Below are 13,190 nucleotides of genomic sequence, written 5' to 3' on the forward strand. Positions count from 1 at the left end.
CGTCGGTTAGCGCTCCCCGCGCGCCGCGCGCGCGGCGTTTCGCGCTTCGGCGGCATCGTCGGGCACGATCCATGCGTCGATGTGCCGATCGCGACGAGCGCGTAGCCTTGGCCGTGCCGTCATCCGAGGCGGCTTTATTGCAGGAGACCTCCCCATGGCTTCCCATCCGGAAAAAATCGAAATGCTCGAGCCGGACAGCTGCGCATTGCTGCTCGTCGACTACCAGGCGCAGATGCTGTTCGGCGTGAAGTCGCGCGACCGCGATGTCGTCATCAACAACGTGGTCGCCCTCACCCGCACCGCGGAGACGTTCAACGTGCCGATCATCGTGAGCACGCTGGCCTCGAACACGCTGAACGGCCCGCTGTTCATGGACCTCCAGGCGGTGCTTCCGCCGGAAGTGCAGACGATCGATCGCACCGCGCTGAATCCGTGGGAGAGCGCCGCGTTCCAGTCGGCGGTCAAGAAGGTCAAGCGCGGCAAGCTGCTGATCGGCGCGCTGTGGTCGCACGTCAGCCTGACCTACACGACGCTGGGCGCGCTGGCGGAGGGCTACCAGGCCTATCCGGTCATCGACGCTTCGGGCGCCCCCACCGTCGAGGCGCACGAGATGGCCGTGCAGCGCATGCTGATCTCCGGCGCGATCCCGGTGAGTTGGCAGCAGCTGATGTTCGAGTTCCAGCGCGACTGGGCGAACACGCGGACCGCCGAGCGTGTGCACGAGATCACGCGGCACTACTTCGGCGCTTTCAGCCAGGGTATCGTGCATCCCCAACTGTTGACCGGCGAGAAGGGGCGGACGGGCATGCGCCCCGGAGAACGCTCGCATTGAAGCGATGCCAGGCACGCCGGCGCGCGCCGCCCGCGGAGCGGCGGCGCATGCGCGGTCCGCCAGGCCGGGCGGCCGCTCAAGTCGGCAGCCGCGCCTTCTGCGCCAGCAGTGCGCGCAGCACGTCCTTCTCCGCGTCGGTGAGGCCGAGCGTGCCCTGCTTCTCGGTCAGCGCGGCGATGCGCGCGGCGACGGTCTGCCGCTCCAGCTGGGCCAGCGCGTCGACGAACTCGGCGCGCAGGGCGTCGCCGTCGGCGGGGAATTCGACCACCGCGAGTTTGTGCAGCGCCGCGGCTTCCGGGCGCTCGGCGAAGTGCTCGAGCAGGGTCGCCGTGGTCATGCCCGGACGCGCGCGCGCCAGCTCCAGCAGTTCGATCAAGAGGTCGATGCCGGGCTTGTCCAGCGCGGCGAACGGGTAGGGCGGCGTCGCCAGCTCGGCCAGCTTGGGCTGCGCCAGCAGCAGCGCGATCACGCTGCGTACCAGGCTGCGCTTGGCGACGGTGCGCGGCGTGGCGCGCGCCGCGGCGGGCGCCGCGCCGCCGACCGCTTCCGCGTGCACGCCGGTGCGCCTGCCGAGCTCCTGGTACATCAGGTCGCGGAACGCGCCGTCGGGCAGGCGCGCCAGCAGCGGTCTGGCGCGTTCGGCGAGGCGCGCGCGCCCGTCCAGGCTGGCCGTGTTGACGTCGCGCGCCAGCTCCTCGAAGAAATAGTCGGACAGCGGCATCGCCTCTTTCAGGCGCCGCTCGAAGCCGTCCTTGCCTTCCTTGCGCACCAGCGTGTCCGGATCCTCGCCCTCGGGCAGGAACAGGAACCAGGCCTGGCGGCCGTCGCGCAGGCGCGGCAGCACCGATTCCAGCGCGCGCCATGCGGCGGAACGGCCGGCGCGGTCGCCGTCGAAGCAGAAATAGACGTCGGGCGCGGCGCGGAACAGCAGCTCGGCGTGGTCGTGCGTGGTCGCGGTGCCGAGCGTCGCCACCGCGATCGGCAGACCCGCCTGGTGCAGCGCGATCACGTCCATGTAGCCTTCCACCACCACCAGCTTGTCGAGCCTGCTGTTGGCCTGCTTCACCTGCCACAGCGCGAACAGCTCGCGGCCCTTGTGGAACAGCGGCGTTTCCGGCGAGTTGAGGTACTTGGGGCCATCACTCTTGCGCGCGTCCTGCGCGCGAGGATCGAGCACCGGCGATCCATCGCCGGACTTTTCAAGGATTCTTCCCCCGAAGGCGATGACTCTGCCGCGGCGGTCGAGGATCGGAAACATCAGGCGCTCGCGGAAGCGGTCGTACTTGCCGCGCTCGCCGCTGGAGACCATGCCGGCCTCCTCCAGCAGCTTGGCGCGCTGCGGCGTGGTGCCGAGCTTCTTCAGCACGCCGTCCCGGCCGCCCGGCGCCCAGCCGATGCGGAAGCGCTTGATCGTCTCGGCGTCGAGGCCGCGGCGCCTGCAGTAGGCCTGCGCCTCGGCGCTCTTCGGCAGCTCCGCCTCGTAGAACGCGGCGGCGGCGTCGAGCAGCGCGTAGAGGTCGGTCTTGTCCTCGCGCGGACGCTCGCCGCCGCCCTCGTAGGGCACTTTCAGGCCGACCGACTGCGCCAGTTCCTCGACCGCGTCCTGGAATTCCAGCCGCTCGTAGTCCATCAGGAACTTGATCGCGCTGCCGTGCGCGCCGCAGCCGAAACAGTGGTAGAACTGCTTGACCGGGCTGACGTAGAACGACGGCGAGCGCTCGTCGTGGAACGGGCAGCGCGCCGTCCACTCGCGCCCCGCCTTCTTGAGCGGCACGCGCCGCTCGATCACGTCGACGATGTCGACGCGGGCGAGCAGGTCGTCGATGAACGGGTCGGGGATGCGGCCGCGCATGATCGGTTAAGCATGCCACGCCGGCCCGCGCAAAAGGGGCGGGCGGCGATGGCGCGGCGGAAACGAAAACGCCGCCTTCGGGCGGCGTCGATGTTCGGCGGGAGGTGCCGGTTCTCAGCCCGCCAGCTTGTCTTTCACGCGCTTGGACACGGCGCCCATGTCGGCGCGGCCGGCGGCCTTGTCCTTGACGATCGCCATCACCTTGCCCATGTCGCGGGCGGAGGTCGCGCCGGATTCGGCGATGGCGGCGGCGATCAGCTGGTCCAGTTCGGCGTCGGACAGCTTGGCCGGCAGGTAGGCCTCGATCACGCCGATCTCGTAGCGCTCTTGCGCGGCGAGGTCGTCGCGGCCGGCCTGCTCGAACTGCGCCAGCGAGTCGCGGCGCTGCTTGAGCATCTTCTCCAGCACCGCCAGGACCTGGGCGTCGTCGAGGGCGATGCGCTCGTCCACCTCGCGCTGCTTGACCGCGGCGCCGACCAGGCGCAGCACCCCCAGCCGGGCCTTGTCGCCGGCCTTGAGGGCGGCCTTCATGTCCTCGTTGAGGCGGTCCTTCAGCGACATCGGGTCATCCTCGAGACGCAAAAGCCGGCACCCGCCGGGCGCCGGCCAGCGGAGAAGGTGCAGCCGAAGCTCAGTACAGGCGCGTGCGGCGCGCGGTCTCGCGCGACAGGCGGCGCAGGTGGCGCTTCACCGCCGCGGCGCGCTTGCGCTTGCGCTCCTGGGTCGGCTTTTCGTAGAACTCGCGCTTGCGGGTTTCGGCCAGAATGCCGGCCTTCTCGCAGGTACGCTTGAAGCGGCGCAGCGCGATCTCGAACGGCTCGTTCTCGCGAACCTTGACGTTGGGCATGGTGTCTCCGCTGATAAACTTGCCCCTTCCGAGGGGGCGAGCCGCAAAGTATAGCGTGAGCGACCGGACACTTTCAAAACCCGTCCTGGGCATCGAATCCTCCTGCGACGAGACCGGGGTGGCGGTGTACGCGGCCGGCCGCGGCCTGCTGGCGCACCGCCTGTACAGCCAGGTCCGCCTGCACGCCGCCTACGGCGGGGTGGTGCCCGAGCTGGCCAGCCGCGACCACGTGCGCAAGCTGCTGCCGCTGGCCCGCGAGACCCTGGCCGCGGCCGGCGTCGGCCTGCGCGAGCTGGGCGGGGTGGCCTATACCGCCGGCCCGGGTTTGGTGGGCGCGCTGCTGGTCGGCGCGGCCTGCGCGCGGACGCTGGCCTGGGCGCTGGAGGTGCCGGCGATCGGCGTGCACCACATGGAGGGCCACCTCCTGGCGCCGCTGCTGGAGCCGGACCCGCCGGCGCCGCCGTTCGTGGCCCTGCTGGTGTCCGGCGGCCATTCGATGCTGGTGCACGTGGCCGGGATCGGCCGGTACCGGCTGCTGGGCGACACCCTGGACGACGCCGCCGGCGAGGCCTTCGACAAGACCGCCAAGCTGATGGGCCTGCCGTATCCCGGCGGTCCGGCGCTGGCCAGGCTGGCCGAGCAGGGCCGCGCCGGCGTCTACCGCTTCGCGCGGCCGATGACCGACCGCCCCGGCCTCGACTTCAGCTTCTCCGGCCTGAAGACCCAGGTGCTGCTGGCCTGGCAGGCCAGCGACCGCAGCGAGCAGACCCGCGCCGACATCGCCCGCGCCTTCGAGGAGGCGATCGTCGAGACGCTCACCATCAAGTGCCGGCGCGCGCTCGCCGCCACCGGCGCGCACACGCTGGTGATCGCCGGCGGCGTCGGCGCCAACCGCCGCCTGCGCGAGCAGCTCGCCGAGGCCGGCGCGCGCGAAGGCTTCCGCGCCTGCTTCCCGCGGCTCGAGTTCTGCACCGACAACGGCGCGATGATCGCCCTGGCCGGCGCGCTGCGCCTGGCCGCCGGCCAGCACGCCGACGCGGCGATCCGCGTGTTCCCGCGCTGGGAGCTGGCCTCGCTGCCGGCGGTGGCGGCGTGATGGTGGCGCTTCGCGCCGTCGCCCGGCGGATTCGAACGCAAACCGAGGCACGTGATCTTCCGGAGCCCCTTGCGTCAAGGGGGCGGCTCGCGCCGGCGCCATCGGCGCGAGCGGAATGGCGGAAGGATGCCTCCCGTCGGGAAGAGCGCATCCTCATCGAACACGACGACATCGCCTTATGGACATCGTTTTCATCCAAGACCTGCGCATCGACACCGTCATCGGCATCTACGACTGGGAGCGCCGCGTGCGCCAGACCGTGGCGCTGGACCTCGAGATGGCGTTCGACAACACGCGGCCGGCGGCCAGCGACCGCATCGAGGACACGCTCGACTACAAGGCGGTGTCGAAGCGGCTGATCGGCTTCGTCGAAGCGTCGAGCTTCCAGCTGGTGGAGACGCTGGCCGAGCGCTGCGCGGCGATCGTGCGCGAGGAGTTCGGCGTCGCCTGGGTACGGCTGAAGCTGTCCAAGCCGGGCGCGGTGCGCGGCTCGCGGGCGGTCGGCGTGTGCATCGAGCGCGGCGTGCGCCCGGGTTGAGCCGATGGCGCGCGCCTGGCTCAGCCTCGGCTCCAACCTCGAACCGGCGCGGCACCTGCGTGCGGCGCTGGACGAACTCGCCGCGCGCTTCGGCGCGCTGACCGTCTCGCCGGTGTACCGCACGCCGGCGGTCGGCTTCGACGGGCCGGACTTCCTCAATCTCGCCGTCGGCCTCGACACCGAGCTCGATCCCGCGGCGCTGGATGCCTGGCTGCACGCGCTGGAGGACCGCCACGGCCGCCGCCGCGACGTGCCGCGCTTCTCGAACCGCACGCTCGACGTCGACATCGTGCTGTACGACGACCTGGTGCTGCGCGGCCCGGGGCATCTCGAGATCCCGCGCCCGGAACTCGCCCACGCCTTCGTGCTGAAGCCGCTGGCCGACATCGCGCCCGAGCTGCGCCATCCCGTCAGCGGCAAGACCATGGCCGAGCTGTGGGCGGCGTTTCCGCGGCACGCCGAGCCGCTGCAGCCGGCGACGCTGGACGACTGAGCGCGCCTCAGATCGCCAGCGCGCGGCCGCCGTCGACGCGCACGATCTCGCCGGTGACGTAAGCCGCGTCGCGCAGCAGCCACAGTACCGCGGCGGCGACGTCCTCAGGCGCGCCGGCGCGGCCGAGCGGCGTGCGCGCCAGCAGCGCCTCGCGTTCGGCCGGCGCCTTGCCGGCCTCCGGCCACAGCACCACGCCGGGGGCGACGGCGTTGACGCGCACCTCCGGGCCGAGGTCGCGCGCCAGCGCCAGCGTCATCATCGCCAGCGCCGCCTTGGCCATGCAGTAGACGGCGTGGTTCGCCAGCGGGCGCTCGGCGTAGATGTCGACCAGGTTGACCACCGCGCCGCGCGCCGCGCGCAGCTGCGGCAGCGCCGCCTGCACCAGGAAGAACGGCGCCTTGGCGTTGCTGGCGAACAGTTCCTGCCACTGCTGCGGCGTGACCGCGCCGAGCGGCGTCGGATAGAACGCCGAGGCGTTGTTGACCACGCCGTCCAGGCGGCCGAAGCGCGCCAGCGTCGCCTCGACCAGCGCCGGCAGGCGGTCGGTGTCGGCGAGATCCGCCTGCAGCGCCAGCGTGGAGTTCGCGCGCGCGGCTTCCAGCTCGGCGATCAGCGCATCCAGCTCCGCGCGCGAACGCCGGCAGTGCAGGGCGAGGTCGTAGCCGGCCGCGTGCAGCGTGCGCGCGATGGCCGCGCCGATGCGGCGGGCGGCGCCGGTGACCAGCGCCACCGGACGCGGATGGGCGGATTCGGGCATGGACGTCCTCCGGCAAACGGCCTGATATGCTTGCGGCCTCGCGCCGAGCGCCGTGATTGCCGCACAACGCGGCGACGAAATCCAGCCGTGTCGACCCCGCTGCCCGAACCCAGTGCCGACGAGCGCGCGCTCTCCCAGCGCCTGCGCGACCTGCTGCGCGAGGAGATCGCCGCGCACGGCCACATCCCGTTCTCGCGCTTCATGGAGCGCTGCCTGTACGCGCCGGGGCTGGGCTATTACAGCGCCGGCCGCACCAAGTTCGGCGCCGCCGGCGATTTCGTCACCGCGCCGGAACTGGGCGAGCTGTTCGCGCGCTGCGTGGTCAACGCGGTGCTGTCGGCGCTGCGCACGCTGGGGCCGCAGGCGGATTTCCTCGAACTCGGCGGCGGCAGCGGCGCCTTCGCCGAGGTGGCGCTGCGCGCCCTCGCCGATGCCGACGCGCTGCCGCGCCGCTACCTGATCCTCGAGCCCAGCGCCGACCTGCGCGAACGCCAGCAGGCGCGGCTGCGCGCGGCGCTGCCGCCCGAGCTTTCCGCGCGCGCGCAATGGCTGGAGCGGCCGCCGCAGGAGCCCTGGCGCGGCGTGCTGTTCGCCAACGAAGTGATCGACGCGCTGCCGGCCACGCGCTTCACCGTGCGCCACGGCGAGGTGCTGGAGGAGTGCGTGGCGCTGGACGGCGAGGGCCGCTTCGCCCGCGTCGACCGCCCGACCGATCCGCTGGTCACCGGCGCCGTACGTCACCTCGAGGCCGACCTCGGCCAACCGTTCGCCGACGGCTACCGCTCCGAACTGCTGCCGCAACTGCCGTACTGGATGCAGGCGGTGGCCGGCTCGCTGGAGGCCGGCCTGATGCTGTTCGTCGACTACGGCTATCCGCGCCGCGAGTACTACCTGCCCGAGCGCAGCGACGGCACGCTGGTCGCGCACTACCGCCATCGCGCGCACGCCGATCCGTACCACCTGCCGGGTCTGCAGGACCTCACCGCGTTCGTCGATTTCACCGCGCTGGCCGAGGCCGGCAACAGCGCCGGCTTCGGCGTCGGCGCCTATCTGCCGCAGGCGCAGTTCCTGATCGCCTCCGGCCTCGCCGAGGCGTTCGCCGCGGCCAGCGAAGCCGCGCCGGACGACGCCGCGCGCTACCGCCTCGCGCAGGAGGCCAAGCGCCTGACCCTGCCCGGCGAGATGGGCGAGCGCTTCCAGGTGATGCTGTTCGCGCGCGGCCTCGATGCCGTGGCGCTGCCCGCCGAGGTGCTGCTGGCCGACCAGGGGCATCGCCTGTGATGCAGGCGTTTCCCGACGTGCTGCTGTCGCCGCTCGGCGCCGGCCTGCTGCTGGCGCTGCTGCTGTGGCTGGCGCGCCGGCGCCTGCCGCGCTGGGCGCTGCGGGGCGGCATCGTGCTGGAAGTGCTGTGCTACGCGCTGATGACGCCGCTCGGCGCCAACGCGCTGGTCGGCATGGTCGAGGCGCAGGCGCCGCGGCCGTCGCAGTGCGGCGCGCCGCGCCCCTCCGCCATCGTCGTGCTGGCCGGCGGCATGGAGCACGCCGCATTGGGGCCGGACGACGCCAGCGTGCTGTCCACCGCCAGCGTGCGGCGCCTGCTGGCCGCGGTCGATCTCTGGCGCGCGATGCCGGACGCGACGCTGGTGGTCAGCGGCGGCGGCCCGTTCGAGCTCGCCGAGGCGACGCTGCTGGCGCACTTCGCCCACAAGCTCGGCGTGCCGGCGGCGGCGATCCGCACCGAGACCCACTCGCAGACCACCTGGGAAAACGCCTTGAACACGCGCCGCCTGGACGGCGTGCCCGCGCGCATCTGGCTGGTCACCTCGGCGCTGCACATGCCGCGCGCGCTGCTGGCCTTCCGCGCCGCCGGCTTCGACGTCTGCGGCTTCCCCGCCGACTTCCGCTACCTGCCGCCGCAGAATCTCGGCGACGCGCTGCCGCAGAGCGGCGCGCTGCAGAAGTCCGAAGCCGCGCTGCACGAACTGGTCGGCATGTTGCTCTATCGCGGCATCGTGCTGAAGCATCGCCTCGCCGGCGACATGCCCGCACCGAGCGCACCGACGGCGTCGCGCAGCTGATTTTTCCCTCTCCCCGCTAAGGCGAGGGGCGGCTGGTGCGCGGCACGGCGGCGATCGCCGCCAGTCGCGCGCGGCGCATGGCTTCGGCGATCGCCGGGCCGGTCAGGCCTTGCGCCACGAACGGCGCGGCCTTGACCGCGGCGGCGGCGGCGAAGGCGGCGCGCAGGTAGTCGGCCTGCGGGTAGGCGGCGTCGGCCAGGCCGAGGCGGCCGCGCTTGTCGGCCTCGCAGGCCAGCAGGAACGCCTCCAGCCGCCCGCCGCGACGGAAGGCGTCGAGCTGTTCCAGCAGTTCCAGCACGGTGCCGGGGCGCAGTTCCAGCGCCTGGTGCGCGACCAGGTGGTGGCGGCAGACGAGCTCGGCCAGCGCGGCGTAGTCGGCCGGCACCTTCAGGCGCGCGCACAGCGCCTGCAGCGGCGCCACGCCGCGCACCTCGTGCATCACGTGACGCGGCCACTCGTCCTTCGGCGTCAGCGCCTTGCCGAGATCGTGGGTGAGCGCGCAGAAGCCGACCAGGGCGTCGCCGGGTGCGAGTCGCGCGGCGGCGTCCAGCACCAGCTCCAGGTGTGCGCCGGTGTCCACCTCGGGGTGGAATTCCGCGCGCTGCGGCACGCCGTACAGCGCATCGACCTCGGGGAACAGCACGGCCAGCGCGCCGCAGGCGCGCAGCGTGCGCAGGAACGCCGACGGCTGCGGCTCGGCCAGCGCGCGCTGCGTCTCCGCCCACACGCGTTCCGGCACCAGATGGTCGACCTCGCCGTCCTCGACCATGCGCCGCATCAGCGCCCGCGTCTCCTCGGCGACGGCGAAGCCGAGCGGCGCGTAGCGCGCGGCGAAGCGCGCCACGCGCAGCACGCGCACGGGATCCTCGACGAACGCCGGCGAGACGTGGCGCAGCACGCGCGCCGCGAGATCGCGCGCGCCGCCGAACGGATCGACCAGCGCGCCGCGTTCGTCCTCGGCCATCGCGTTGATGGTGAGGTCGCGGCGCTCGAGATCCTGCTCCAGCGTCACCGACGGATCGGCGTGGAAGGCGAAGCCGTGGTAGCCGCGGCCGGTCTTGCGCTCGGTGCGCGCCAGCGCGTACTCCTCGCCGGTCTCCGGATGCAGGAACACCGGGAAGTCCTTGCCGACCGGCCTGAAGCCGCGCGCCTGCAGCTCTTCGGGGCGCGCGCCGACGACGACGTAATCGCGGTCGGCAACCGCGCGTCCCAGCAGTTTGTCGCGGACCGCGCCGCCGACCAGATAGATGCGCATGGCGGGATTGTGCCATGCGCCGGGCATCCGCCCCGAGAAGACGGTTGGACGCGGATCGACGCGGATGAAGCTCGATCTGCATCCGCGCTCATCCGCGCAAATCCGCGCAAATCCGCGTGCAAAGATCTAAAGATCTTTGGCGCCCGCTGCGCAGCTAGCTGCGCAGCGGGCGCGCGCGGCCTCGATGCGCGCCTGGCGGCCGCGGCCGTGCAGCAGCGCCGGCAGCATCGGCGCGAAGCGCTGCGGCACGATGCCGAGCGCGGCGAGGCCGTCGACGCTGCCGACCGAATCGGTCAGCAGCGAGCGGAAGTTGTCCAGCGAGAACGGCTTGCCCGGCAGCAGGCCGGCCACCGCCGCCTGCAGCCAGCCCAGCGCATCCGGCAGCGGCAGCACCGCGCGGCGCACGCCCATCGCGTCGCGGATCAGCCGCACGATCTCGAGCAGGGTCAGCACGTCGGGGCCGTACAGCTCGAAGGTGCGTCCGCCGGTTTCGCGCGGATCGGCCACGCAGCGGGCGATCGCCTCGACCACGTCGCCGACGTACACCGGCGCCATCTTCGCGCGCGGCCGCGCCAGCGGCAGCACCGGCAGCAGCCGCAGCAGCCCGGCGAAGCGCGACACCAGGCCGTCGCCGGGGCCGAAGATCACCGCCGACTGCAGCAGCGTCCAGGCGAGGCCGGAGCGTTTCACCTCCGCTTCCGCCTCGCCGCGCGTCCGCAGGTACTTCGATTCGCCCTGGCCCGCTTTCAGCGCGCTCATCTGCACCAGCCGCGGCACGCCCATCTGCCGGCAGGCGTCGACCAGGGTGTGGGTCAGCTCGACGTGCGCGCGGCGGAAGCGCTGGTGGTGCGTCTCGTTGAGGATGCCGACCAGGTTCAGCGCGGCGTCCGCCTTGGAGAGGTGGCGCGCCAGCGCGGCGCGGTCGTAGACGTTGGCGCTCAGCACGCGCACCTGCGGCAGCACGGTCAGCTCGCGATGCAAATCGCGGTTGCGCGACAGTACGGTGATGGCGTGGCCGTCGGCGGCGAGCCGCGGCAGCAGGTGGCTGCCGACGAAGCCGGTGCCGCCGAGGACGAGCAGGCGTAGGGCTGGCATCTGCGTACCCCTCCGGGAATGCGCCGGCGATGCGCGATTCCGTGCTGCCCTAAGGATGAGCTTCGGCGGCCGCAGCGGCAAGCGCGGCGCGCCGCGTATCCCCTTTCGGCCTCGCCCTGCAAACGGTGGGCGGGAATGCGCATGCCGTGGCGACAGGAGTGCATCGAAACGTGGGCTGCGGCGCCAAGCGCAATCCGCTGCCATCCCCTGCGATGGCAGGGAAGGAGCCGGACAAGCATCTCGGGGCGATGCGGAAGCGTCGAGGGCTTCAGCGCGGTGCCGGCGGGCGCTGCGTGACGGTGCTGGCCGCGTCTTCCGCTTGCGGCGGCGCCGGGCACACCACCGGCTTGCGGGCGGCATCGGCGGCCGGCGGCGCGTACGTCACGCCGATCGCCGGCATGCGCGCGGACAGCGCCAACGCGCGGCCGTGCATGCGCCAGTCGTAGATCACGCTGAAGGCGAGGATGCGGGCGACGTATTCGCGCGTCTCGCGCCAGGGGATGGTGGCGATGAACAGGTCCGGCGGCAGGTCGCCGCGCGCGGAAAGCCAGGCGCCGAGCGGGTCGGGGCCGGCGTTGTAGGCGGCGCTGGCCAGCCAGGGATTGCCGAAGCGGTCCTCCAGCCGCGCCAGGTAGCGTGTGCCCAGCGGGATGTTCACCGTCGGATCGAACAGCGAATCGGGGCCGGCGTAGGGCAGCGCCGCCGCCTTGGCCAGCTGCGCGGCGGTGCGCGGCAGCAGCTGCATCAGGCCGCGCGCGTCGGCGCCGGAACGCGCGTCGGCGACCCAGGCGCTCTCCGCGCGGATGATCGCGTAGGCCCAGGCGGGATCGATGCCGGCGGCGCGCGCGGCGCGCCGCACGCCGTCCTCGCGCGCCAGCGGGAAACGCTGCTCGTACAGGCGCAGCGTCTCGCCGCTGCTGAAGGCGAACACCGCGCGGTCGTACCAGCCGCGCCGGTAGGCGAGGTCGGCGGCGACGCGGCGGTCGGCCGCATCGAGCGCGTCCCAGGCGCGCGCCCACTCGCGGCGCGCCTGCGGCAGCATGTCCAGCGCGTGGAACTCGAAAGCACGTTGCATGCCCGGCAGGGCGAGCACGCGTCGCGCGTCCTCGTCGTCGACGGCGAGCGATGCCGGGCAGATCGCATAGGGCGCGCCGACGCGGTCGGCGGCGAGGAAACCGTAGAAATTGGCTTCGCGCGCCAGCGCCTCGTACAGCGGCCGCGCCTCGTCCTTGCGGCCGAGCACCTCCAGCACGCGCGCGCGCAGGTAGCGCCATTCGGCGTCCTCGGCCTGCGCCGGCGAAAGCGCGTCCAGCGCCGCCAGCGCGCCGTTCCAGTCGCGCGCGGCCAGCGCCACGCGCACGCGCCACTCGCGGGTGGCGTCGGTCTGCGCGCCGGCGGGAAGTTCCGCCAGCCGCTGCGCGGCGTCGTCGCCGAAGTCGGTGGCGCGGTACAGCGCGATCGCGGCGAGGATGCGGTCGCGTTCGCCGGGCGTGAAGGCGAAGTGCGTCGACAGCGCGCGCCACGCCGCCTCGGCGCGCGCGCTGTCGCTGCGCGCCAGCCGCGGCATGCCGAGCACCACCGCCAGGCGGTGGCGCGGCGTGTCCGGCCAGTTCGCGGCGGCGGCCATCGCCGCGGCCGGATCGCGCAGCGCGTCGGCGAGACGGCGCGCGGCGTCCTGCTCGTCGGCCGGCAGCCACGGCGTCAGCGCGGCGACGGTGCCGGCGGCGCCCGCCTCGGCGGCGCGTTCGATGCGCGCCCACACGCGCTCGCGGGTCAGCAGGCCGTGGTCGCGCGCCCAGGCCAGCGCCGGATCGCAGGCGTCGGGCAGGCTCGGCTGCTGCCACAGCGCGGCGAGATCGCGGTCGAAATCGAGCGTCCCGCCCTTGGCGAGGCGCGCCTGCAGGGCAGCGCAGGCCAGCGCGTCGCCGCCGCGGCCGTCGTACAGGGCGAGAAAGTCGTCCCAATCCTGCCGACGCGCCAGTTCCTGCAGGAAGTCGCGGCGCAGGTCGGCGGCGGGGATCAGGTCGGGCCAGCGTTTCAGGTAGGCCTCGACCGCCGCGCGGCCGACGTGGTCGAGATCGTGCTCCAGCGCCGCCGCTTCGAGGTAGGGGAAGAGCGGATAGTCCTCGAGCTGCGGCGCGTAGCGCTGCCAGCCGGGGTCGCCGCCGCGCGCCAGCGCGTAGGCCTGGCGGAACGCGTCGCGCTGCGCGTCGAGGTCGGCGGAGGCGAACGGTGCGAACACCGTCAGGCTGGCGAGCAGCAGCAGGCGCAGGGGGGCGGCCATGATGCGAAGGAGGCGGAAACGCGGCGCGGCCATTGTAGTCGCAGCGTGCCCGGACGCAGGTAA

Annotated in this window: 13 protein-coding genes; 6 read left to right on the forward strand and 7 right to left on the reverse strand. The window is 73.0% G+C overall.

All coding sequences use genetic code 11. The features are described 5' to 3' along the window. The first annotated feature begins 154 nt into the window (after window positions 1-154). Window positions 155-832 (forward strand): isochorismatase family protein, encoded by a 678-nt coding sequence (locus MBSD_RS03290; RefSeq protein WP_187300545.1) that lies wholly within the window; start codon window positions 155-157, stop codon window positions 830-832. 76 nt (window positions 833-908) lie between these two features. On the opposite strand, the gene dnaG is transcribed toward MBSD_RS03290, so the two are convergent. From dnaG to rpsU, 3 genes are all read right to left on the reverse strand, one after another. Next, on the reverse strand, window positions 909-2,684 hold the full coding sequence (gene dnaG / locus MBSD_RS03295; protein ID WP_062535031.1) for a DNA primase: 1,776 nt from the start codon (window positions 2,682-2,684) through the stop codon (window positions 909-911). A gap of 114 nt (window positions 2,685-2,798) precedes the next feature. Next, window positions 2,799-3,245, reverse strand: coding sequence for a GatB/YqeY domain-containing protein (locus MBSD_RS03300; protein ID WP_062535033.1), 447 nt, complete (start codon window positions 3,243-3,245; stop codon window positions 2,799-2,801). A 70-nt stretch (window positions 3,246-3,315) separates the two neighbouring features. After that, window positions 3,316-3,531 carry a 30S ribosomal protein S21 gene (rpsU, locus tag MBSD_RS03305; RefSeq protein ID WP_062535035.1) on the reverse strand — a complete coding sequence of 72 codons (216 nt, stop codon included), beginning with the start codon at window positions 3,529-3,531 and terminating at the stop codon, window positions 3,316-3,318. Between the two features lie 55 nt (window positions 3,532-3,586). On the opposite strand from rpsU, the gene tsaD reads away from it, so the two are divergent. The 3 genes from tsaD (at window position 3,587) to folK (ending at window position 5,658) form a co-directional block, all read left to right on the forward strand. Continuing rightward, on the forward strand, window positions 3,587-4,627 hold the full coding sequence (tsaD, locus tag MBSD_RS03310) for a tRNA (adenosine(37)-N6)-threonylcarbamoyltransferase complex transferase subunit TsaD (RefSeq protein ID WP_062535036.1): 1,041 nt from the start codon (window positions 3,587-3,589) through the stop codon (window positions 4,625-4,627). Between the two features lie 178 nt (window positions 4,628-4,805). Further along, window positions 4,806-5,165 (forward strand): dihydroneopterin aldolase, encoded by a 360-nt coding sequence (gene folB, locus MBSD_RS03315; protein ID WP_062535038.1) that lies wholly within the window; start codon window positions 4,806-4,808, stop codon window positions 5,163-5,165. Between the two features lie 4 nt (window positions 5,166-5,169). Continuing rightward, window positions 5,170-5,658: a 2-amino-4-hydroxy-6-hydroxymethyldihydropteridine diphosphokinase gene (gene folK / locus MBSD_RS03320; protein ID WP_062535040.1), complete on the forward strand. Its 489-nt coding sequence runs from the start codon at window positions 5,170-5,172 to the stop codon at window positions 5,656-5,658. A gap of 7 nt (window positions 5,659-5,665) precedes the next feature. On the opposite strand, the gene MBSD_RS03325 is transcribed toward folK, so the two are convergent. Then, a complete protein-coding gene (locus MBSD_RS03325; RefSeq protein WP_062535042.1) occupies window positions 5,666-6,415 on the reverse strand; it encodes a pteridine reductase in 750 nt (249 codons plus the stop codon). Between the two features lie 87 nt (window positions 6,416-6,502). On the opposite strand from MBSD_RS03325, the gene MBSD_RS03330 reads away from it, so the two are divergent. Both MBSD_RS03330 and MBSD_RS03335 read left to right on the forward strand, forming a co-directional pair. Continuing rightward, the gene (locus tag MBSD_RS03330; RefSeq protein WP_062535043.1) at window positions 6,503-7,696 is read left to right on the forward strand and encodes a class I SAM-dependent methyltransferase; all 1,194 of its coding nucleotides are present in this window, start codon (window positions 6,503-6,505) and stop codon (window positions 7,694-7,696) included. Continuing rightward, window positions 7,696-8,493, forward strand: a complete 798-nt coding sequence (locus tag MBSD_RS03335; protein WP_062535045.1) for a YdcF family protein — start codon at window positions 7,696-7,698, stop codon at window positions 8,491-8,493. Before MBSD_RS03330 ends, MBSD_RS03335 begins: the two co-directional genes overlap by 1 nt. Window positions 8,494-8,509: 16 nt before the next feature. Here the strand turns inward: MBSD_RS03335 and MBSD_RS03340 are convergent, their stop codons facing one another. The 3 genes from MBSD_RS03340 to MBSD_RS03350 form a co-directional block, all read right to left on the reverse strand. Beyond that, window positions 8,510-9,748, reverse strand: coding sequence for a multifunctional CCA addition/repair protein (locus tag MBSD_RS03340; RefSeq protein ID WP_062535048.1), 1,239 nt, complete (start codon window positions 9,746-9,748; stop codon window positions 8,510-8,512). Window positions 9,749-9,874: 126 nt separating this feature from the next. Continuing rightward, window positions 9,875-10,843 (reverse strand): complex I NDUFA9 subunit family protein, encoded by a 969-nt coding sequence (locus tag MBSD_RS03345; protein WP_062535050.1) that lies wholly within the window; start codon window positions 10,841-10,843, stop codon window positions 9,875-9,877. Window positions 10,844-11,111: 268 nt separating this feature from the next. Continuing rightward, a complete protein-coding gene (locus tag MBSD_RS03350) occupies window positions 11,112-13,127 on the reverse strand; it encodes a transglycosylase SLT domain-containing protein (RefSeq protein WP_114693194.1) in 2,016 nt (671 codons plus the stop codon). Window positions 13,128-13,190: the final 63 nt, after the last annotated feature.

This window comes from Mizugakiibacter sediminis, assembly GCF_000953855.2.
Lineage (GTDB): Bacteria > Pseudomonadota > Gammaproteobacteria > Xanthomonadales > Rhodanobacteraceae > Mizugakiibacter > Mizugakiibacter sediminis.

Bases quoted from the DNA above. Each gene is read 5' to 3' on its own strand.
- MBSD_RS03290 (WP_187300545.1), top strand. From the start codon at position 155: ATGGCTTCCCATCCGGAAAAAATCGAAATGCTCGAGCCGGACAGCTGC.
- dnaG (WP_062535031.1), bottom strand. From the start codon at position 2,684: ATGCGCGGCCGCATCCCCGACCCGTTCATCGACGACCTGCTCGCCCGC.
- MBSD_RS03300 (WP_062535033.1), bottom strand. From the start codon at position 3,245: ATGTCGCTGAAGGACCGCCTCAACGAGGACATGAAGGCCGCCCTCAAG.
- rpsU (WP_062535035.1), bottom strand. From the start codon at position 3,531: ATGCCCAACGTCAAGGTTCGCGAGAACGAGCCGTTCGAGATCGCGCTG.
- folB (WP_062535038.1), top strand. From the start codon at position 4,806: ATGGACATCGTTTTCATCCAAGACCTGCGCATCGACACCGTCATCGGC.
- folK (WP_062535040.1), top strand. From the start codon at position 5,170: ATGGCGCGCGCCTGGCTCAGCCTCGGCTCCAACCTCGAACCGGCGCGG.
- MBSD_RS03325 (WP_062535042.1), bottom strand. From the start codon at position 6,415: ATGCCCGAATCCGCCCATCCGCGTCCGGTGGCGCTGGTCACCGGCGCC.
- MBSD_RS03335 (WP_062535045.1), top strand. From the start codon at position 7,696: ATGCAGGCGTTTCCCGACGTGCTGCTGTCGCCGCTCGGCGCCGGCCTG.
- MBSD_RS03340 (WP_062535048.1), bottom strand. From the start codon at position 9,748: ATGCGCATCTATCTGGTCGGCGGCGCGGTCCGCGACAAACTGCTGGGA.
- MBSD_RS03345 (WP_062535050.1), bottom strand. From the start codon at position 10,843: ATGCCAGCCCTACGCCTGCTCGTCCTCGGCGGCACCGGCTTCGTCGGC.
- MBSD_RS03350 (WP_114693194.1), bottom strand. From the start codon at position 13,127: ATGGCCGCCCCCCTGCGCCTGCTGCTGCTCGCCAGCCTGACGGTGTTC.